The organism is Janthinobacterium psychrotolerans (genome assembly GCF_001677885.1).
GTDB classification, from domain to species: domain Bacteria; phylum Pseudomonadota; class Gammaproteobacteria; order Burkholderiales; family Burkholderiaceae_D; genus Janthinobacterium; species Janthinobacterium psychrotolerans.
In genome coordinates, this window is the sequence record NZ_LOCQ01000056.1 from 73,137 (window position 1) to 93,816 (window position 20,680).

Genomic DNA, 20,680 nt, shown 5'->3' on the forward strand with positions numbered 1-20,680 from the left:
AACAAGGTGAAACCAGGCAAGGCAAAAAAACCAGCAAAGCGCGCACCTGCCCAACTCCCGAACACAGGCGCCGCGGGCCCAGCGATCGCGACTCCGGCCCGCTCTTTCTAGGTTTTACTGCACGCGTGCCAGATACTTGGCAAGCTGCGCAAACGTCGCCCCAAACCCCTGCTTCATCGACTCATGCCCTTCCTTGAACGTCGCATGTTCAAGTTCCGAAGCCTCATGCGGCACCGACCTCAACGTCATCGTCGTCTTGCCATCTTGCTCCGACAAAGTCATCGTGTTATGCGCTTGAAGAGGCCAAGTGGCACTGACCGGATGCGGCACAACATTGCCCTCCCTATCCGCAAACGACAAAATGGAAACAATCTTCTCCGGCGCCTCGATCACCTGATAGGTCAATTTGCCCCACATCTCATACCCATTATCGGCCCGCATGCCGTAATGAAACACGCCACCAGGCTTGAGTTCCAGCGCCAGCACGCTGAGCTCGAACCCCACCGGCCCCCACCATTGTGCCAGCCGCTCCGGCTCGACCCAGGACTGGAACACCAGTTCGCGCGGCGCGTCGAAGGTATGGGTGATAACAAAATCGCTGCCGCCGTGCTCTGCTTTGGTCATAAAATTTCTCCTCTGGTTGGCGTCATTCTCACCCCGAAGCAACTTCCGGGGTCGGACCCGACGGGTCTGACCCCAGCCTTTTCACTCATCGGCCTGTCGACCACGGTGACGGTCGACACCAGCCATCGCTATTGAACCGCAGATACCGTAGGTCGGATCAGGTCCGGAGGACCGTAATCCGACAACATTGTTGGCACGGCCGGTGGTGGTGTCGGATTACGCGAGGCCGAGCCTCGCTGATCCGACCTACCTGGTTTTCCCTGCGGCCACCTGGTCAAGTATATGCTTCGGCACCGCCGCATAATGCTTGAACTCCATCGTATAGGTCGCCCTGCCCTGCGTCAGCGAGCGCAAGGCGGTGGAATAGCCGAACATTTCGGCCAGCGGCACCAGCGCGCGCACGATGCGCCCCGAGCCGCCGGCGATATCATCGACGCCCTGCACCATGCCGCGCCGCGCCGTCAAATCGCCCATCACATTGCCCATGAAGTCCTCCGGCGTTTCCGCTTCGACCTGCATCATCGGTTCCAGCAAGACCGGGGCTGCCTTGCGCATGCCTTCCTTGAAGGCGATGGAGCCGGCCATGCGGAAGGCGTTTTCGTTGGAGTCGACGTCGTGGTACGAGCCAAAGGTGAGCGTGGCCCTGACGTCGACCACCGGGTAGCCGGCCAGCACGCCCGAGCGCAAGGTCTCGACAATGCCCTTGTCGACGGCGGGAATAAATTCGCGCGGCACCACGCCGCCCTTGATGGCGTCGACAAACTGGTAGCCGGTGCCGGGCTCCAGTGGTTCGAGCTTCAGCACCACATGGCCGTACTGGCCGCGTCCGCCCGACTGCTTGACGAACTTGCCTTCGATATCGTCGACCGCGCGCGTGATGGTTTCGCGGTAGGCCACCTGCGGCTTGCCCACATTGGCGTCGACGCCGAATTCGCGCCGCATGCGGTCGAGCAGAATTTCCAGGTGCAATTCGCCCATGCCCGACATGATGGTCTGGCCCGATTCCTCATCGGTATGCACGCGGAACGACGGGTCCTCCTGCGCCAGACGATTGAGGGCGATGCCCATCTTTTCCTGGTCGGGCTTGGTTTTCGGTTCCACCGCCTGGGAAATCACGGGTTCCGGAAAGATCATTTTTTCCAGCACGATGACATGCTCGGGCGCGCACAGGGTGTCGCCGGTGGTGACCGCTTTGAGCCCGACGGCGGCGGCAATATCGCCCGCATAGACTTCCTTGATTTCCTTGCGTTCATTCGCATGCATCTGCAGGATGCGCCCCAGCCGCTCGCGCGCGCCCTTGGTGGGGTTGTACACCATGTCGCCCGAGTTGACCACGCCAGAATACACGCGGAAAAAGGTCAGCTGGCCAACAAACGGGTCGGTCATGATCTTGAAGGCCAGCGCCGAGAAATATTCGTCGTCGGCCGGATGGCGCTCGACTTCCTTGTCGTGTTCGTCATGGCCCATGATGGGCGGCACTTCCACCGGCGACGGCAGGTAGTCGATCACGGCGTCGAGCATGGCCTGCACGCCCTTGTTTTTAAAAGCGCTGCCGCACAGCATGGGCACGATTTCGTTGCGGATGGTGCGTGCGCGCAAGGCTTGCCGCAGTTCGTCTTCGGAGAACGCACCGCCATCGAGGTAGCGTTCGGTGAATTCTGGTGTCGCTTCGGCCGCCTGCTCCACCAGCTTGTCGTGCCATTCCCGCGCCTGTTCCTGCAATTCCTGCGGGATATCGCCGTACGTGAACTGCACGCCCTGGCTGGCGTCGTCCCAGGTAATGGCGCGCATCTTGAGCAGATCGATCACGCCCGTGAAATACTCCTCGGCGCCGATCGGCAGCTGGACCGGGACGGCCAGGCCTTTCAGGCGCTCGCCGATCTGCTGGCGCACGCGCAGGAAATCCGCGCCGACCCGGTCCATCTTGTTGATGAAGGCGATGCGCGGCACATGGTATTTGTTGGCCTGGCGCCAGACGGTTTCCGATTGAGGCTGCACCCCGCCGACGGCGTCGTAGACCATCACCGCGCCATCTAACACGCGCATCGAGCGTTCCACTTCGATCGTGAAGTCGACATGGCCCGGGGTGTCGATGATATTGATGCGGTGTTCGGGATAGTTGCCGGCCATGCCTTTCCAGAAGGCAGTGGTGGCGGCCGAGGTGATGGTGATGCCGCGCTCCTGTTCCTGCTCCATCCAGTCCATGGTGGCGGCGCCATTGTGCACCTCGCCGATCTTGTGATTGACGCCCGTGTAGAACAGGATGCGCTCGGTGGTGGTGGTCTTGCCGGCATCGATATGGGCGCTGATGCCGATATTGCGGTAGCGTTCGATGGGGGTTCTGCGTGTCATCACACTCTCCTTGCCTCGGCCGGGAAAATCAACGATCTGGCTGAATCAGTGTAGCAGACCGCACGCACAGGGCCATGTTTACCATGCATACAACACACTGCGGGCCGCGCACGCCTGCGCGCCTGGATACGCGGGGCTTTCCGCTATACTTTCCTTTGAATAAGATTAACAAAGTTTAATCTGGATCAAAACGCGCCGCATCCACAGAAATGTTCCTATAGTCCTATGAAAATTAACCCAAGAAAAATAATCCTTGCCACCTTCCTGGCCTCGCCAGTATTTGCCATGGCCGGCGAACTTGAACAGCAGATGCAGCGCTGCGCCGTGCTCGGTGACGCCAGCGCCCGCCTCGGCTGTTTTGATGTGCTGTCCAAGGCGGTGGAAGCGGCGACGATCGCCACCGGCGGCAATGCCCACGCCACCGGCGCCACCCTCGCTGCGGCTGAGGCCGTCTCGCCAAGCACGGCGGCCAATCCGGCCGGCGTGGCCACCCCGGCCGCCGTCGACGCGGCCGTGCCTGCCGTCGCCCAAAGCGGCGCCACGCCGCCGGAAGCGCCGATCTCGCGCGTGATGCAAGCGTGGGAGCTGGACGAACCATCGAAGCGCGGCCTGTTCAACCTGCGTCCGCACCGCGACAATTATTTGCTGCTGGCCAATTACAGCAGCGCCTCGAACGACCAGCCCTTCAAGGAATTCACGCCTGGCGGCGTCAAGACCCAGCACGTGGAACTGACCTACCAGCTGAGCTTCAAGATGAAGATGCTGGAAGATATCGCCGGCTCGCCGTTCGACCTGTGGCTCGGCTATACCCAGCAAAGTTTCTGGCAAGCGTATAACCGCAAGGCGTCGAGCCCTTTCCGCGAAACCAACTACCAGCCTGAAGTCATGCTGATCCTGCCGATCAACAAGTCGCTTGCCGGCCTGGACTTCAAGTACGCCAACTTCGGCCTGGTGCACCAGTCGAACGGCCAGACCTCGACCCTGTCGCGCAGCTGGAACCGCCTGTACGCGGAACTGGGCATGGAGCATGACAACCTGGCCGTCACGGCGCGCGTCTGGAAACGCCTGGACAACAGCAAGTCGGACAATGACAATATCGACATCACCGACTACATGGGCCACGGCGACGTGCGCGTGAGCTACCGCAACGATGGCCATGAGTTCTCGGCCACCATGCGCCGCAACTTCAGCAAGAAGCACGGCTCCATCCAGGCTGGCTGGGCGTTTCCCCTTAAAGCCAACCTGAAAGGCTACTTGCAGGTGTTTTCCGGTTATGGCCAGAGCCTGATCGACTACAACTATTCGCAGAAGTCGATCGGCGGCGGTTTCCTGGTCGATTACTGATGGTGGCGGTGTCGGATTACGGCCCTGCCTAACGGTCATCGCGCAGGTCGGATTCGCCGGAACGGCGTAATCCGACAACATTGTTGACCGCAAATGCAAAAATGGCGCCCATGGCGCCATTTCTTATGGGATCTGAAGTATTAACGGCTGCCGCCACCGAGCACCCGCGCCGGCAGCATCACGATGGCGCGCAGCAATTCGAACACCCCTTCGACGCCGATGCCGATCAGGCGAAACGGCAACAGCAGCAGCCAGGCCAGCGGATACAGCAGCAGGGCCAGCAAGGCCAGCGGCCAGCACACGATCAGCAACAGCAGCCACAGCACGAATCCCAGCATTGTCGTCTCCCGAAATAAATGTGCGGAGCAAGCAGCGCTTGCCCCGCTACCGAACCATCACTATAAGAACATGCTGGCGTTGCGGCAACGGCCATGCGATGAACTGCGCGCTGGCGTGACGGGGGGACGAAAAACGGGAATCAACGGTGGCCGCTTGTCGCCCAGGCTTACTGGCCGACGCAGATCACTTTGGTGATGTATTCATGGGCGTTGGGTTTCTTGCTGGTGGCCCATTTGATGGCCTGGTTGGCTTCGGCGATGGTCATCACCGTGGCCTTGTCTTTCGACTTGATAAAGGACACGCCCTCGAAGACGCCTTCCTTGCTGCGCATGACCTTGGCAAACACGGGCGGCCTGGTTTCACCGTCGCTGATTTTGTTTTGCTGCACCAGGTAGCGCTGATCGATCTGTTCCATAGTAATAAAGCTGTCCAGTGGGTAAAACACGGAATATACCCTGAATGGACCAACGCCGCAGGAGCAAATGCGCGGCGTTGCTATGGCAGCAAGAAAACGTCAGGCGTAGACGACAGACGCCATGGCCGGCTGCAGGTTGACGTCATGCAGCACCTGCACGTTCATGGCCGCTTCCAGCGAAGGAATCGAGCCGCCGGCGCGGTACTGGAAGCTTACCTGCAGCACGTCGCCGGCCTTGACCGCCATTGCCTGCGGCAACGGCAGGCACATGTAATGGTTGAGCCAGTCGATGGTGCTGGAACGCTCGGGCACCACGGCCAGGATATTCTTGGTCACGAAACGCAGGGCGTTCAGGGTGCCGCTGCGCTCGACGACAAACTTGCCGTCAAAACCGAACAGGCTGTCGGTCGGCTGGGTAAAGTCGATGATGCTGTAGACGGCCGGCGGCGCCAGTTCCAGCACGCCGGGGTGGATCGCGGTGGTTTCCTGGAACTGCACGATGGGCGCATAAAAGCCTTCGAAATCATATTCCTGCTGCATCGGCTGCACCGCCATGATCACCGCTTCGGGCACGAACAGCGGCAGCGGGCCGCCAAAACGCGCCAGGTAGCGGCGCTTGAACGATTCGATCACTTCCACCTGCTTTTCGCGCAGCATGCCAACATGGATCATCTCGCAGATGACCACATCGACCGGCTCGGGCGGCAGGTATTCGAAGGCGTCGGCGTGCACGACTTCGACTTTTTCGCCGTTGGCATTCAAGGCCAGCATCTTGCGCGCTTCCCTGACCATGTCCGGGTTGAACTCCACGCACCAGACCTTGTCGGCCTTGGCGGCCGCAAAGCACGACAACACGCCCGTGCCGCCACCGAGCTCCAGCACCTTCATGCCCGGCTTGACCGCATAATCGATGGCCGACTTGAAGCCATGCATGCGGTTCTGGTCCATCAGCATATTGTGATGGTAATGCACGGGGATGAATTGCCCCAGATAACAACTCTCGATCTCGCGTTCATTCAGCATGGGTGTCCTCGTGGGGGCTGGTTCCGTGTTCGGTTCGATTTTGTCGTTCCAGAAAGCAGTGACGTCGCATGGGCTGCGTGCGGGACGGCGGCAAAACAGCCGGCGCCTGGCGTGGAAAGGACTGCCCATTGCGTGACTCCTGATTAATGCGACACAAGCATTATCGTCAATCAGGGGCCAGCACCATCGGTGGAGATAAGGGGAAAAAGCGTGCCAGTTCGGAAATGGTTACCGGCCGCATCAGTTGCGGCGGCCACGCTCCTGGCTGCCCTGCTGCTGGAATGTGTCGATGATGGCGGCCACGCCGGGCTTGTCGGCGGCCTGGGCGAACTGGGCGGCGGTCCAGCCGTGGCTGCTTTTCAGCGAGGCATCGGCGCCCGACGCCAGCAGCAGTTTGACGGCTTCTTCCTGACCTTCGCGGGCGGCAAACATCAGCGGCGTGATATTCGTCGGCGCATAGGCATCCACTTTTGCACCGCGCGCAAGGAACAGCTGCATGATGGGCAAGTCGCCAGCCGAGGCCGCATAGTGCAGCGCCGTCCAGCCGCTCTGGTTGACCCTGGCGCCCTTGGCCAGCAAGGCGTCGACCGCCTCGCGCTTGTGCTTGTAGGCGGCCATCATCAGCGCCGTATTGCCATTGGCCGAGCGCGCTTCCAAGTCGACACCCGGCGTTTCCAGCAAGAGCCTGAAGACCTTGTCGGCGTCGTCGCGCAGTGCAATGACCAGCGCGATATCGCCGCGCTGCTCATCGGGCACGTTGGGATTGACGCCATCATGCAGCATCTTGCGCACGCCGCTGGCGTTGTCGATCGACACAGCGCGGTAGAAACCTGCCTGGTCGGGCGCCGCCAGCACCGCCGCCGATACGCATAACAAGACGGCCGCGACGGTTTTACGCATCATAGTTTGCATGAGATATCTACGCTATCTGATTGAAAAGCTTAAAGAAGTTGCCCGTCGTCTGCTCGGCAACCTGGGCCAGCGGAATACCTTTCAACGATGACAGGTATTCCGCCACATGCGCCACATAACCGGGTTCATTCATGCGGCCACGAAACGGCACCGGTGCCAGGTAAGGCGAATCGGTCTCGATCAGGATGCGCTCCAGCGGCACTTCCAGCGCCACGGCCTGCAGGTCTTTCGCGCTCTTGAAGGTGACGATGCCCGAGAACGAAATATAGAAACCCATGTCGATGGCCGCTTTCGCCACCTCCAGGGATTCCGTAAAGCAGTGCATGACCCCGGCCACGCCACCATCGGCCACGCCAGCGCCCTCTTCACGCATGATGCGGATGGTGTCCTCGCTGGCCGCTCTTGTGTGAATAATCAAGGGTTTACCCGTGATTCTTGAAGCTTTGATGTGCGTGCGAAAGCGCTCGCGCTGCCATTCCAGGTCACCGGTCAAACGGAAATAATCGAGCCCCGTCTCGCCAATCGCAATGATTTTCGGATGGTCGGCCAGGCGTACCAGGTCGTCCACCGACGGCTCCGGCGTATCTTCATAATCGGGATGCACGCCGACCGACGCAAAAATATGCGGATACTGCTCGGCCAACGCCAGCACCTGCGGAAAATCGGGCAAATCGACCGACACGCACAAGGCGTGCGTCACCTTGTTCTCGGCCATTTTGGCCAGAATCTCGGGCATGCGAGCAGCCAGCTCGGGGAAATTGATATGGCAATGGGAATCGATATACATAAACAGAATTGTACCGGAGCCAGACCAACCATGTAGAAACCACATGGCGCATGAAGCGGCAGAAGACGCCAGCCCAGGCTCCCCGGGCCAAGCGAGCCCGAAAAATGCCGAGGGCAAGGCGCAGCGACGAAGACAGTACGCAAGTACGGCGAGGAAGCTGCAACGCCGCCATCGGCATTTTCTCGGGCTCGCGACTACGGCCCGCTGGTTTTAACGTTCTACGAATTAACGATCACGCGACACGTTTACCTAAAATAATCAGATCACGCTCAACACCATCCAGATTCGCCACCTTCGGCAAATTGGCCCACTCCTCAAACCCGAACTTGCGAAACAAGCCCAGCGACGGCGCATTATGGCCGAAGATAAATCCCAGTACGGTATGCACCCCAACCGCAGGCGCATGCGCAATCGCCTCGGTCAAGCCATAAGCGCCAATCCCCTTGCCCCGTGCCTCCGGCGCAATATACACCGACAACTCCGCCGTGCCCGAATACGCCGGACGGCCGTAAAAATTCGAGTACGACAACCACCCCAGGACAGCGGGGGCAGCAGACTCATCGGCCAAAGACTCGATGATCCACAAAGGCCGCTTCTCCGGCGTATGCTCATGAAACCAGGCCAGGCGCGACTCGACCGTCACCGGCTCCGTATCGGCCGTCACTTCGCGCGAGGCGATGGTGGTGTTATAGATGGCGACAATGGCAGGCAAGTCGGCAAGTGTGGCAAGGCGGTGGCGATAGCTCATGTGATGTGTCAACTATGAATGGCAACTATTTGTTTTAAAAGACGAATTATTGGCAACTTGAAGTATATTCGAGCAGCATGTCTTCCAGGAAAAGCTTGGGTGACAGCGGATGGTCGGCAATCGCGCGCCGCTCGTTGGCGGCCTTGATGGCCGCCATCAGGCGGCTGATATGGATGCGTCCCGCCAGCGCTTCGAGCTCGCGCTTGTGACGCGGATAGTAGCGCACGGTGCCGGCCAGCTTCATGGAAAACACGTCATACAGCCAGCGCTGCAAGCTAGCCACCAGAGGGCTCAAGGGCGACTTTTGCAGCTTGTCGGCCGCCCTCAGGGCCGCCTCCACACCGGGATGGGCCAGCACCTGCAGCAGCTGCTCGGTTTCCTCGCGGCCGCCCGATTCGGACTGGGCCAGCGCCGCCAGTGGCGCGCCGCCCTGCTCGCGCAGCCAGCTGTCGGCGTCGTTCAGGCCCTGGCTTTTCAGCCAGGCCAGCGCCTGTTCGTGGCTGGGCATGGGCAAGGCAAACTTGCGGCAGCGCGACAGGATGGTTGGCAGCAAACGGTCCAGGCTGTTCGACGACAGCAGGAACAAGGTGCCCGGCGGCGGCTCTTCCAGGGTTTTGAGCAAGGCATTCGAGGCCGGCGTGTTGAGCGCTTCGGCCGGATACAGCACCACCACGCGCAAGCCCTGGCGGTGCGTCGAGATGTTCATGAAGTCGGCGAGGTTGCGGATCTGCTCGATCTTGATGTCTTTCGACGGCGTCTTGCTCTTGGCGCTTTTTTTGGCGCTCTCCTCGCCTTCGCCGTCCTCAGGCAGGTCGTCTTCCAGCGCTTCGGGGCGCACGCGGCGGTAGTCGGGATGGTTGCCTTGCACAAACCAGCCGCAGGAGGCGCAGGCGCCGCAGGCATGGCCGTCGGTGCGCACGTTTTCGCACAGCAAAGCCTGGGCGAAATGCTCGATGAAGTCGGCCTTGCCGATGCCTTGCGCGCCGTGGAACAGGATGGCATGCGGCATGCGCGGGCGCAAGGCCTGCAATTGCCGCCAGGCATCCTGCTGCCAGGGATAAAGTGAATTAGTCATCTCAATCAATCACTTGTGGAATTGTTCTCAAGCAGAACATCAAGCAGTTTTGCAAGCTCCACTTGAATGGCGGCAATGCTTTGCGTGGAATCGATGATACGAAAACGCTGCGGGAACTGCGCCGCGCGGCGCAGGTACTCGTTGCGGGTGGCGGCAAAAAAGTCGGCCTGCTCCTGCTCGAACTTGTCGAGCGCGCGCGTGGCGTCCAGGCGCGCACGGGCCACGGCCAGCGGCACGTCGAACAGCAACGTCAGGTCAGGCTGCAAATCGGGATGGACCCAGCTTTCCAGCGCCTCCATCTTGCGCAAGTCCATGCCGCGCCCGCCGCCCTGGTAGGCAAAGCTGGCGTCGGTAAAGCGGTCGGAAACGACCCACTCGCCGCGCGCCAGCGCGGGCGCGATCACTTGCGCGATGTGTTCGCGGCGGCTGGCGAACATCAGCAGGGCTTCCGTTTCCAGGTGCATTTTTTCGTGCAGCAGCAGTTCGCGCAGCTTTTCGCCGAGGCTGGTGCCGCCCGGTTCACGCGAGCAGACCAGCGCCACGCCACGCTGGCGCAGGTAATCGGCGACAAAGCCGATATGGGTCGACTTGCCCGCGCCATCGATGCCTTCGAAGGTGATGAAGCGGGCGATAGATGTTTGATTCATGAAGCAACTTATCTTGAAATGTTAACGCTGGTATTTATTGACGGCGCGGTTATGGTCGGGCAAGTTATTCGAGAACTCGCTGGTGCCATTGCCGCGCGCGACGAAATACAGCGCCTCGGTGCGGGCCGGCGCCAGCGCGGCCGTCAGCGACTGCGCGCCGGGCAAGGCGATCGGCGTGGGCGGCAGGCCGCCGCGCGTATAGGTATTGTAAGGGTTGTCCGCTTCCAGGTCGCGCTTGCGGATCTTGCCCTGGTAGGCGTCGCCCATGCCGTAGATCACGGTCGGATCGGTCTGCAGCAGCATGCCGGTTTTCAGGCGGTTGACAAACACGCCGGCGATCATGGCGCGCTCGGACTTTTGCCCGGTCTCCTTTTCCACGATCGAGGCCATGATCAGGGCCTCGTACGGGTTCTTGTACGGCAAGGCCGGATCGCGCTTGTCCCACGCTTCGGCCAGGCGGGCGATCATCGCCACGTGGGCCTGCTTGAAGATCTGCATCTCGCTGGCGCCCTTGGCAAACAGATAGGTATCCGGAAAGAACAGGCCTTCGGGCTGCGCATATTCGGGGCTGATTTTCGCCATCAGTTCACGGTCGCTCAGTTGCGCCGTATCGTGCTTGAGACCGGGGTGGACCGCCATCACCTGGCGCATCTGCCTGAAAGTCCAGCCTTCGATGATGGTCAGCGACTCTTGCGCAAATTCGCCGCGCACCAGTTGCGTGATCAGTCGCTGCGGCGAGGTGCCAGGCTTGAGCTCATAGGAACCCGCCTTGATCTTCGAGGTCTTGCCCTCGATGCGCGCGAGCAGGTTGAACAGCAGCGGCTCGATCGGGATGCCGGCATCAAGGATCTGCTGGCCGGCCGCATGGGCGCCACTGCCCGGCGCGATGGCAAACGCAATCGCCTCGCCTTCGGTGGTGATGGGCTGCTGGGCCCAGTACGCAAAGGTGGCGCCAGCACCGATGGCGGCGATGACGGTACAGACTACAAGTTTTTTAAAGAAAGCCATTGTTCCGATTCTTGTGATGCGCGCCAGTCAGGGATACGGCGCGCTGAGCATGATCTTTCATATGTGAATAAAACCCGCTGAAAGCGCCGCTAACCGGACGATTCCGTCCGCTGCCGACGCGTTTGACGCGACATCACTATAATGAACCCGTAATCATAATGCTTAATTGCTGATCTAATGGAAATTATGAATAACTGGAATCAATTTTTACTGGCGCAAGGCGCCCGCAGTGCCGATGGCGGCGCGGCCGCGATTGCCGATTTTGGCGCCGCCTTGAGCGTGGCCCAATTGCAGGACGGCTTTGTCGCGCCCATCACCGACCAGGGCCTGATCGCCGTCAATGGCGATGACGCTGCCAGCTTTTTGCACGCCCAGCTGACCAATGACGTGCAACACCTGAACCAGGAGCAAGTGCGCCTGGCCGGCTATTGCACGCCGAAAGGCCGGCTGCTGGCCAGCTTTTTGATGTGGAGAAACGCCACCACCATCTACCTGCAGCTCTCGCGCGGCATCCAGGCGCCGATCCAGAAACGCCTGCAGATGTTCGTGCTGCGGGCCAAGGCCACGCTGCATGACGCCAGCGTGGACGAGACCAGCCAGGTGATCCTGGGCCTGGGCGGCAAGCATGCCGCCGCCGCGCTGTCGCCACGGTTCGACAGCCTGCCGGCCACGCCGTTCAGCAAGATCGAAAGCAATGCGGGCACATTGCTGCGCGTGGCCGATGCGTTTGGCCAGCCGCGCTACCAGTGGCTCACTTCCGCCACCAACGCCGAAGCGGTCTGGCCGCAACTGGTCGCCAAGCTGGCCAAGGGCGGCAACAACGCCTGGCAATTGTCGGAAATCCATGCCGGCGTGCCGCAGATTACGCTGCCGACGCAAGAGCAGTTCGTGCCGCAGATGGTCAATTTCGAACTGCTGGGCGGCGTCAATTTCAAGAAAGGCTGCTACCCGGGACAGGAGATCGTCGCGCGCAGCCAGTATCTGGGCAAGCTCAAGCGCCGCACCACGCTGGTCAGCATCGATAGCGAAGACGCGCAGCCCGGTGCCGAACTGTTTGCCGTCAGCGACCCGCAACAGCCTTGCGGCATGATCGTCAACGCGGCGCCCAATGGCGCGGGCGGCGTCGATGCGTTGGTGGAAATGAAGCTGGCCGCCATCGAAGAAGGCGCCGCCTCCGCAGGCGCGGTCAGGCTCGGTTCCGGCGAAGGCGCCGCGCTGCGCTTCCTGGCCATGCCCTATGTGCTCGACGCACTCGACCTGTGAGGACGCCATGAAAGACTTGTATATCTATTACCAGGTGAAAGAAGAACACGCACAGGCGCTGGAAGCGCGCGTGCGTTCCTTGCAGGCAAAACTGGCGGCCGGCTCGGGCGTCTCGCCCCAGCTCAAGCGCCGCCCGGAAAGCCGCGACGGCTTGCAGACGTGGATGGAAATCTATCCGGTGGTCGGCGAAGGGTTTGCCGAACAGCTGGCGGCTGCCGCCGACGAGGCCGGCTTGCTGAGTCTGACGGCGGGCGGGCGCCATGTGGAGATCTTCATGGACTTGCCCCCATGTGCCTGATCGTTTTTGCCTGGAAAGTCAATCCGCATGTCCCGCTGATTGCCGCCGCCAACCGCGACGAATTCTATGAACGCGCCAGCGCGCCGGCAGGCAGCTGGCCGGAACACCCGCAAGTCTATGCGGGCCGCGACCTGCAGGCAGGCGGCAGCTGGATGGGCATCACGCAAATGCCGGCGGGCGCCTCGCGCTTTGCCGCCATTACCAATATCCGCAGCCCGCAAGACCACCGCGCCGATGCACCGTCGCGCGGCGCGCTGGTGGCCGACTACCTGGCCGGTTCCATGTCGGCGCAGGACTATATCGCGCAGATCCGTCCAGGCTGCGCCGCCTACAACGGGTTCAACCTGGTGCTGGGAGACGCCGACACGCTGATCTGGTTTTCCAACCGTGGCGATGGCGATCCACGCAACGGTTTACCGCTAGAGCCGGGCATCTATGGCCTGTCGAACGCCCTGCTCGATGCGCCCTGGCCCAAGGTGCTGAAAACCAAGGCGCAGTTCGCCAGCCTGATGTGCCTGGGTGCGCCGGACGAAGCCTATTTCGAGATGCTGGCCGACACCACGCGCGCGCCGGACTTCCGCCTGCCCGACACCGGCGTGCCGCTGGACCTGGAACGGGTGCTGTCGGCCGTCTGCATCGAAACGCCCGGCTACGGCACCCGTACCTCGACCGTCGTCAAGCTGTTCCCCGATGCGCCGGGCGAGCTGCATGAATTGCTGGTGCAATAGAGCCGTTAGCGTAGTGTCACATAGTAGCGCGCGGCCAGCTGGTGCAAATAGCTGGTGCCGCGCAGCTGGCGGTACTGCTCGCGCAGCCGCTCGACCGTGGCGCCCGGCGTGCCGAGGCTGGCCGCCACGTAGTAATCGGAATCGTCGGACAGCAGGATGGCGCGCTTGACGATACTCTCCGGCACGCCGGCGCTGGCGCACAGGCCGCGGATGGAATGCGGATTGCCGACGAGCAGGTCCACCCGTCCCACCAGCAGCTTGTTCAGGCCCGACAGCGCGTTATTGGCCAGGTCCAGCCGCTTCGCCAGCCCCATCTGCGCCAGCTGTGCATGGGCGATATCGTCGCGGTTGACCGCGGTGATATAGCGCGGCAGATCGTTCAGGCTGCCCACCTGCACATCATGGCGACGGGTGAGCTGGTACAGATACACCTGGCGCCGCGCCAGCGGCGCGATCCACTGGAACTGCTTTTCGCGCGCCGGCGTGCGCGCCAGGCTGAAGATCAGCACATTGGGCAGCTGCTGCGCCATGCGGTAGGCGCGCGCCCACGGGTAGGCCGACAGGCTGTAGGCCAGGCCCGCGCGCTCGACCAGGGTGCGCGCCACTTCCACGCTGTAGCCGGTCAGCCTGCCTTGCTCGATATAGTTGAACGGTTCGAATTCCTCGGTCACCAGCATCAGGCGCGGCGCCGGCGCCTGGGCGCCAGCACGGCCGATCGCCGCAAGTCCCAGCAAGGCCAGCATTGCCGCCACCGTGGTCCGTCGCCTGCCTTGCTTTGCCTTGGTCATTGCAGATGTTACTCCATCGGTCACCCCGCCCTTGATCCTGGCGAACGGCCTCCACAATACACCATTCCCCTCCAGAAACAATGCATATCCTGGTGAAAGAGCGAGCGTTCGTCAAAAAGAAAGCGCTTGCGCAAGCGCTTTCTTTTGTTTAGGATGGCATCAAACGCGGCAAAGCCGTGCATCAAAATCATATAACAAGAATAAAAACAGACCACTTGGAGACCCCATGGCCACCATGGAAGATGTAGCAAGGGCGGCGGACGTATCGCTGTCGACCGTCTCGCACGTCCTCAACGGCACGCGCAAGGTCAGCCCGAAAACCGTCGCCGCCGTCAACGCTGCCATGCAGCACATCGGCTACGTGCCCAATATGCTGGCGCGCGCCCTGGCCGGTTCGTCTTCGGGCACCATCGGCGTGGCCATCTCCGCCTTTACCAATCATTATTTCAGCGAAACCGTGCGCGCCATCGAGGCCGCCTGCACGCGCCACGGCCTGATGATGCTGTTTTCCGATACCCATGACGATCCCGAACAGGAGCTCAAGGTGGTGCAGAACTTGCACCAGCGCCGTGTCGACGGCATCGTGCTGGCGCCGTCGGGCGACCCGCAGGGCCGCGCATTGGAATATCTGCAAAGTAACAAGATCGCCTCGGTGCTGGTCGACCGCATGTCGCTGCAGGCCTTCGACCAGGTCGGCGTGGAAAACATCGAGGCCACCTGCGAGCTGGTCAGCCACCTGATCGTGCACCACGGCCACCGCCGCATCGGCTTTATCGCCGGTGCGCCTGGCCTGTCGACCACCGACGAACGTATCGACGGCTACCGCCTGGCGCTGTCGCGCGCCGGACTGGCTGTCGACCCGGCCCTGCTGCGCTGGGGCCATTCCAACCTCGAACGCAGCGGCGCGGCCACGCGCGAATTGCTGGCCCTGCCCGCCACGCAGCGGCCGACGGCGATTGTCGCCGGCAATAACCTGATGACCATCGGCACCATGCATGCGCTGCGCGATGCGCAACTGGCCGTGCCGCAAGACATGGCGCTGGCCGGCTTCGATGATTTCGACTGGGCCGATTATTTCAGCCCGCGCCTGACCGTGATGGCCCAGCCGCTGGAAGAACTGGGTGCGATGGCGGTCGACCTGCTGATCGAGCGTCTTGCCGACCCACAACGCGCGCAGCATGTGCAGCGCTTGTCGCCGGTGCTGCGCGTGCGCAACTCCTGTGGCTGTTCCTGATTCCCTGACCTGAAGACCATGACCAACAAGATTTCCCTCGGTATCGATCTCGGTACCTCCGAACTGAAAACCGTGCTGATGGACAGCCACGGCGCCATCCGTGGACAAGCCTCGGTGCGCCTGGCCGTCTCGCGCCCGCATGCGGGCTGGTCCGAACAGGCGCCGCAGGACTGGTGGCAGGCCTGCGTCACGGCGCTGGCGCAACTGCGCAGCGAGCACGCCGACGCCTATGCGGCGATCGCCTGCATCGGCCTGTCGGGCCAGATGCATGGCGCCGTGCTGCTCGACTGCAATAACGCCTGCATCCGTCCGGCGATTCTGTGGAACGACGCGCGCGCCCATGCCGAAGCGGCGCAGCTGGCGCAGGACTATCCGGCATTTTCCGACGTGACGGGCAGCCTGGCGATGGCCGGCCTGACCGCGCCCAAACTGCTGTGGCTGAAAAAACACGAGCCGCAGGCGTTTGCCGTGCTCGACTGCGTGCTGTCGCCGAAAGACTATCTGCGCCTGCGCCTGACCGGCCAGAAAATCACCGACATGTCCGATGCCGCCGGCACCCTGTGGCTGGACGTGCCGCGCCGCGCCTGGTTCGCGCCGATGGTCGAGGCTTGCGGCCTGCGCCTGGAACAATTGCCGCCGCTGGTCGAAGGCGATGCCGCGACCGGCACCGTCAGCGTGGAAGCGGCTGCCCTGCTCGGCCTGAGCGGCGCGGTGGTGGTGGCCGGCGGTGGCGGCGATAACCCGGTCTCGGCCGTGGGCATCGGCGCCGTCAATGCGGGCGACAGCTTTATTTCGCTGGGCACCAGCGCCGCCATCGTCTCGGTCACCGAACAGCCGCTGGGCAATCCGAACGGCGGCGTGCACAGTTTTTGCCACGCCCTGCCGGGCCGCTGGTACGCGATGGGGGCGATTCTGTCGGGTGCCAGCTGTTTGCGCTGGGCCACGGGCGTGCTGAACCAGCCCGACGAGGCGGCGCTGCTGGCGCTGGTCGAGGCCGGCTTGCCATTGACGGCGCCGGTGGCCGCCGACGCGCCCCTGTTCCTGCCCTATCTGTCGGGCGAACGCACGCCCTACAACGACCCGCAAGTGCGCGGCGCGTTTTTACAGTTGGGCCATGATAGCAATCCGGCGCAGCTTGGCTATGCTGTACTGGAAGGGGTGGCGTTTGCCTTGCGCGATGCGATGGCGGCCGTCATGTCGACCGGCGCCACCGTGCCGCACTGCCTGCTGGTCGGCGGCGGCGCGCGCAGCCAGTATTGGGCGCAATTGCTGGCCAACGTGCTGGGCCGCGAAATGCGCACCCTGCACAACAGCGAATTGTCGGCCAGCCTGGGTGCGGCCAAGCTGGGCTTTGCCGCCATCGGCGAGACCGGCCTGCTGGCCGGCGGCCTGGAAGTGAAGAACAGTTTCATGCCGGACCAGGCGCAGCACGCCGCGCTGAACCGGCGTTACGAGAAATACCGCAGCCTTTTTCCTGCCGTCCAGGCACTGCATCAACTGTCGTCTACATAAGGACAAGTCAAGATGAATCAACTGCAACAACTGAAGCAAGCCAGCACGGTCGTCGCCGATACCGGCGACTTCCTGCAACTGGCCCGGTTCGCGCCGCAAGACGCCACCACCAATCCGTCCCTGATTTTGAAAGCCGTGCTGCAGCCCGACTACGCGCCGCTGCTGGCCGACACCGTTAGCGCGCACAAGAGCGCCTCGCTCGACGATATCGTCGACCAGGTGCTGGTGCGCTTCGGCCTGGAAATCCTGAAAGTCGTGCCGGGCCGCGTGTCGACCGAAGTTGACGCCCGCCTGAGCTTTGACCGCGCCGCCACCGTGGCCCGCGCGCGCCGCCTGATCGCCCTGTACGAAGCGGCCGGCGTCAAACGCGAACGCGTGCTGATCAAGATCGCCGCCACCTGGGAAGGCATCCAGGCGGCGCGCGAACTGGAAGCGGACGGCATCTTCTGCAACCTGACCCTGCTGTTTGCCTTCTGCCAGGCCGTGGCCTGCGCCGACGCCAAAGTGCGACTGATTTCGCCTTTTGTGGGCCGTATCTACGACTGGCACAAGAAGTCGCTCGGTGCATCATGGGACGAAGCGGCCCGTTCGCTGTCCAACGATCCAGGCGTGCAGTCGGTGACCCGCATCTATCAATATTACAAGCAGCACGGCATTGCGACCCAGGTGATGGGCGCGAGCTTCCGCAACACGGGCCAGATCACCGCCCTGTCCGGCTGTGACCTGCTGACCATCAGCCCCGATCTGCTGGCCAAACTCGAAGCATCGGACGAGCCGTTCGAACCCGCCCTGGCAGCGGACACTGCGGACCATGGCGCGCCGCAAGCGGCCGTCAAGTATGACGAAGCCGCTTTCCGCTACGCCCTGAACGACGACGCGATGGCGACCGAAAAGCTGGCCGAAGGCATCCGCGGCTTTGCCGTCGATGCCGGCAAGCTCGACAAGATGATCGAGGAACTGCGCCAGGCTGCCTGAAAAACAGTTTTTATCCGTAGCAGTTTTACCGTGTAGTACCGTTGTTTTTGACTATAAGAACCCTTGGAGATTCTCATGAAAAAAGTAATTACCGCCACCCTGCTGTTGTCCGCCGCCTGCAGCGCTTTTGCTGCCGACAAGCCGTTGAAATCGATCGGCGTGAGCGTGGGCGACCTGGCCAACCCGTTTTTCGTGGCGATTGGCCGCGGTGCTGAAGAAAGCGCCAAGAAAATCGGCGGCCCTGGCGTGAAAGTGACCACCGTATCGAGCAAGTACGACCTGAACACCCAGGTCGACCAGATCGAAAACTTTATCGCCAACAAGACCGACATCATCATCCTGAACGCCGTCGACTCCAAGGGCATCGCACCGGCGATCAAGAAAGCGCGCAATGCCGGCATCGTGGTGATCGCGGTTGACGTGGGCGCCGTTGGCGCTTCGGCCACCGTGATGTCCGACAACACCATGGCCGGCGATGTCTCGTGCGCCTACCTGGCCAAGCAGATCGGCGGCAAGGGCAATGTGGTGATCCTGAACGGCCCACCGGTGACCTCGGTGATCGACCGCGTCAACGGCTGCAAGAAAACCCTGGCCGCCTTCAAGGACATCAAGGTCCTGTCGGACAACCAGAACGCCGGCGGCAGCCGTGACGGCGGCATGACCGTGATGTCGAACCTGCTGACGGCCCATCCGAAGATCGACGGCGTGTTCGCCATCAACGATCCTACCGGCATCGGCGCGGAACTGGCGATCAAGCAAGCCAAGCGTACCGACGTGAAACTGATCACCGCCGTCGACGGCGCACCGGACGGCCAGAACGCCCTGAAAAACAAGGCCGGCCTGTTTGCCGCCACCTCGGCGCAAAACCCGTACCGCATGGCGACCGACGCCGTGCAAATGGGCTACGACATGATGAACGGCCGTACGCCGAAGCAAACCATGGTGCTGCTGCCGACCCCGGCCATCACCAAGGAAAACGTCGCCACCTACACGGGCTGGGTAAAGAACTGATCTGGCTGACCTGAACCACGCGTCGTCCGCCCCGGCTTCGGCCGGTGGCGGGCGGCAGTTTCAAAGCAAGGAAGGACAGTCATGAGCGAAGAAATCATTTTTGAAATGCGCGGCATCGAGAAGCGCTTTGGCGCCACGCGCGCGCTGCGCGGCGTGCACCTGACGGTGCGCAGCGGCGAAATCCACGCCGTGATGGGCGAGAACGGTGCCGGCAAGAGTACCCTGATGAAGATCCTGTCCGGGGTCTATACGCCGGACGCCGGCGAAATCATCCTCGACGGCAAACCGATCAAGATCCGCAGTCCGGGCGAAGCCCGCGCACTGGGCATCAACCTGATTTACCAGGAACTGAGCGTGGCCAAGAACATGACGGTGGCGCAGAACGTCTTCATGGGCAGCGAGCCCAAGGGACCGTTCTTTACCGTCAAGGGCGGCGAAATGCGCGCCCGCACCAACGCCATCCTGGCCGACCTCGGTTCCCGCTTCAATGCCGACACCATGGTCTCGACCCTGTCGATCGCCGAGCAGCAGCAGGTCGAAATCGCCCGCGCCCTGGTGCACGAGAGCCGCATCCTGATCATGGATGAACCGACGGCGGCCCTGTCCGACCGCGAAACCGAACAATTGTTCCGCATTATCGAGGAACAGCGCGACAAAGGCCTGGCGATCCTGTACATCAGCCATCGCATGGCCGAAGTGGAACGCCTGGCGCGCCGGATCACGGTGCTGCGCGATGGCGCCTATGTTGGCGAGCTGGGCAAGGACGAACTCGATCAGAAGAAAGTCGTGCAGATGATGGTGGGCCGCCCCGCCGACGATTTTTATTCGCACGAACGGCGCACCTCGCGCGGCGCCGAGCGCCTGCGCGTGGAAAACGTGGGTGCAGGCAAGGTCAAGCCGGCCAGCTTCGTGCTGCACGCCGGCGAAGTGACGGGCCTGGCCGGCCTGGTCGGCGCCGGCCGCACCGAACTGGCGCGCCTGATCTTCGGCGCCGACAAGAAGCAATCGGGCCAGGTCTGGCTCGACGGCCAGGAAGTGCATATTACCGAGCCGCTGGCGGCGATCCGCCACGGCATCGGCTACCTGCCGGAAGACCGCAAGAGCCTGGGCCTGTTCATGCAGTTGTCGGCGATGGAAAACATGTCGATGAACATCCTGTCGCAGAACGCGACGGCCGGCGTGGTCGACCGCCGCGCGCTGACCCGCCTCACGCGTGAATCGATCAGCAGCCTGAACGTGAAAGTATCGGGGCCGGAAGGCATCGTCGGCGGCCTGTCGGGCGGCAACCAGCAAAAAGTGCTGCTGGCGCGCTGGCTGGCGATCAAGCCGAAAGTGCTGATCCTCGACGAGCCGACGCGCGGCGTCGACGTCGGCGCCAAGAGCGAGATCTACAAGATCATCCACCAGCTGGCCGATTCGGGCACGGCGGTGCTGTGCATTTCCAGTGAACTGGCCGAACTGGTCGGCATCTGCGACCGTGTGATGGTGATGTGCGAAGGCAAGCTCACGGGCGAAGTGACGGGCGACGATATCACGCAGGAAAAGATCCTCGCCTACGCCACCCATCTGGACGCCGCTTAAAAAATCAATACAGGGA

The 20,680-nt window shown here is 62.2% G+C and carries 21 protein-coding genes; 9 read left to right on the forward strand and 12 right to left on the reverse strand.

What is annotated here, in order from left to right; all coding sequences use genetic code 11:
* Positions 1-114: 114 nt before the first annotated feature.
* Together ASR47_RS14375 and fusA are read right to left on the reverse strand one after the other, a co-directional pair.
* Positions 115-624 carry an SRPBCC family protein gene (locus tag ASR47_RS14375; protein ID WP_065308470.1) on the reverse strand — a complete coding sequence of 170 codons (510 nt, stop codon included), beginning with the start codon at positions 622-624 and terminating at the stop codon, positions 115-117.
* Positions 625-870: 246 nt separating this feature from the next.
* Positions 871-2,976, reverse strand: coding sequence for an elongation factor G (gene fusA, locus ASR47_RS14380; RefSeq protein WP_065308471.1), 2,106 nt, complete (start codon positions 2,974-2,976; stop codon positions 871-873).
* A 285-nt stretch (positions 2,977-3,261) separates the two neighbouring features.
* On the opposite strand from fusA, the gene ASR47_RS14385 reads away from it, so the two are divergent.
* On the forward strand, positions 3,262-4,320 hold the full coding sequence (locus tag ASR47_RS14385; RefSeq protein ID WP_082988930.1) for a phospholipase A: 1,059 nt from the start codon (positions 3,262-3,264) through the stop codon (positions 4,318-4,320).
* 140 nt (positions 4,321-4,460) lie between these two features.
* On the opposite strand, the gene ASR47_RS14390 is transcribed toward ASR47_RS14385, so the two are convergent.
* From ASR47_RS14390 to mltG, 9 genes are all read right to left on the reverse strand, one after another.
* The gene (locus ASR47_RS14390; protein ID WP_065308473.1) at positions 4,461-4,658 is read right to left on the reverse strand and encodes a hypothetical protein; all 198 of its coding nucleotides are present in this window, start codon (positions 4,656-4,658) and stop codon (positions 4,461-4,463) included.
* Positions 4,659-4,825: 167 nt separating this feature from the next.
* Entirely contained in the window at positions 4,826-5,074 is a 249-nt protein-coding gene (locus ASR47_RS14395) for a hypothetical protein (RefSeq protein ID WP_065308474.1), read from the reverse strand.
* Positions 5,075-5,173: 99 nt separating this feature from the next.
* A complete protein-coding gene (locus tag ASR47_RS14400; RefSeq protein ID WP_065308475.1) occupies positions 5,174-6,097 on the reverse strand; it encodes a class I SAM-dependent methyltransferase in 924 nt (307 codons plus the stop codon).
* 240 nt (positions 6,098-6,337) lie between these two features.
* The gene (locus ASR47_RS14405) at positions 6,338-7,009 is read right to left on the reverse strand and encodes an ankyrin repeat domain-containing protein (RefSeq protein ID WP_245714353.1); all 672 of its coding nucleotides are present in this window, start codon (positions 7,007-7,009) and stop codon (positions 6,338-6,340) included.
* A gap of 7 nt (positions 7,010-7,016) precedes the next feature.
* Positions 7,017-7,796: a TatD family hydrolase gene (locus tag ASR47_RS14410; protein ID WP_065308477.1), complete on the reverse strand. Its 780-nt coding sequence runs from the start codon at positions 7,794-7,796 to the stop codon at positions 7,017-7,019.
* Between the two features lie 232 nt (positions 7,797-8,028).
* Positions 8,029-8,544, reverse strand: a complete 516-nt coding sequence (locus tag ASR47_RS14415; RefSeq protein ID WP_065308478.1) for a GNAT family N-acetyltransferase — start codon at positions 8,542-8,544, stop codon at positions 8,029-8,031.
* A gap of 46 nt (positions 8,545-8,590) precedes the next feature.
* Positions 8,591-9,619, reverse strand: coding sequence for a DNA polymerase III subunit delta' (locus tag ASR47_RS14420; RefSeq protein WP_065308479.1), 1,029 nt, complete (start codon positions 9,617-9,619; stop codon positions 8,591-8,593).
* A gap of 5 nt (positions 9,620-9,624) precedes the next feature.
* Positions 9,625-10,266, reverse strand: coding sequence for a dTMP kinase (gene tmk / locus ASR47_RS14425; protein WP_065308480.1), 642 nt, complete (start codon positions 10,264-10,266; stop codon positions 9,625-9,627).
* Between the two features lie 21 nt (positions 10,267-10,287).
* Positions 10,288-11,274 carry an endolytic transglycosylase MltG gene (mltG, locus tag ASR47_RS14430; protein WP_065308481.1) on the reverse strand — a complete coding sequence of 329 codons (987 nt, stop codon included), beginning with the start codon at positions 11,272-11,274 and terminating at the stop codon, positions 10,288-10,290.
* A 186-nt stretch (positions 11,275-11,460) separates the two neighbouring features.
* Between mltG and ygfZ the strand changes: the two genes are divergently transcribed.
* Genes ygfZ through ASR47_RS14445 form a run of 3 tightly spaced genes read left to right on the forward strand, consistent with a single transcriptional unit; the run spans position 11,461 to position 13,563 of the window.
* A complete protein-coding gene (gene ygfZ / locus ASR47_RS14435) occupies positions 11,461-12,537 on the forward strand; it encodes a CAF17-like 4Fe-4S cluster assembly/insertion protein YgfZ (protein WP_065308652.1) in 1,077 nt (358 codons plus the stop codon).
* Positions 12,538-12,544: 7 nt separating this feature from the next.
* Positions 12,545-12,835: a DUF4936 family protein gene (locus ASR47_RS14440; RefSeq protein WP_065308482.1), complete on the forward strand. Its 291-nt coding sequence runs from the start codon at positions 12,545-12,547 to the stop codon at positions 12,833-12,835.
* Positions 12,826-13,563, forward strand: a complete 738-nt coding sequence (locus ASR47_RS14445; RefSeq protein ID WP_065308483.1) for an NRDE family protein — start codon at positions 12,826-12,828, stop codon at positions 13,561-13,563. The genes ASR47_RS14440 and ASR47_RS14445 overlap by 10 nt, the downstream gene beginning before the upstream one ends.
* Positions 13,564-13,568: 5 nt before the next feature.
* Here ASR47_RS14445 and ASR47_RS14450 read toward each other — a convergent pair whose 3' ends face one another.
* The gene (locus ASR47_RS14450; RefSeq protein WP_082988932.1) at positions 13,569-14,351 is read right to left on the reverse strand and encodes a substrate-binding periplasmic protein; all 783 of its coding nucleotides are present in this window, start codon (positions 14,349-14,351) and stop codon (positions 13,569-13,571) included.
* Positions 14,352-14,577: 226 nt separating this feature from the next.
* Between ASR47_RS14450 and ASR47_RS14455 the strand changes: the two genes are divergently transcribed.
* The 5 genes from ASR47_RS14455 (at position 14,578) to ASR47_RS14475 (ending at position 20,664) form a co-directional block, all read left to right on the forward strand.
* A complete protein-coding gene (locus ASR47_RS14455) occupies positions 14,578-15,585 on the forward strand; it encodes a LacI family DNA-binding transcriptional regulator (protein ID WP_065308485.1) in 1,008 nt (335 codons plus the stop codon).
* Positions 15,586-15,615: 30 nt separating this feature from the next.
* Complete coding sequence (gene xylB / locus ASR47_RS14460) at positions 15,616-17,097, forward strand: xylulokinase (RefSeq protein ID WP_217270571.1); 1,482 nt, start codon at positions 15,616-15,618, stop codon at positions 17,095-17,097.
* A gap of 12 nt (positions 17,098-17,109) precedes the next feature.
* The gene (gene tal, locus ASR47_RS14465; RefSeq protein ID WP_065308487.1) at positions 17,110-18,072 is read left to right on the forward strand and encodes a transaldolase; all 963 of its coding nucleotides are present in this window, start codon (positions 17,110-17,112) and stop codon (positions 18,070-18,072) included.
* Between the two features lie 75 nt (positions 18,073-18,147).
* A complete protein-coding gene (locus tag ASR47_RS14470; protein ID WP_082988933.1) occupies positions 18,148-19,083 on the forward strand; it encodes an ABC transporter substrate-binding protein in 936 nt (311 codons plus the stop codon).
* Between the two features lie 81 nt (positions 19,084-19,164).
* Complete coding sequence (locus tag ASR47_RS14475; RefSeq protein ID WP_065308488.1) at positions 19,165-20,664, forward strand: sugar ABC transporter ATP-binding protein; 1,500 nt, start codon at positions 19,165-19,167, stop codon at positions 20,662-20,664.
* Positions 20,665-20,680 lie beyond the last annotated feature (16 nt).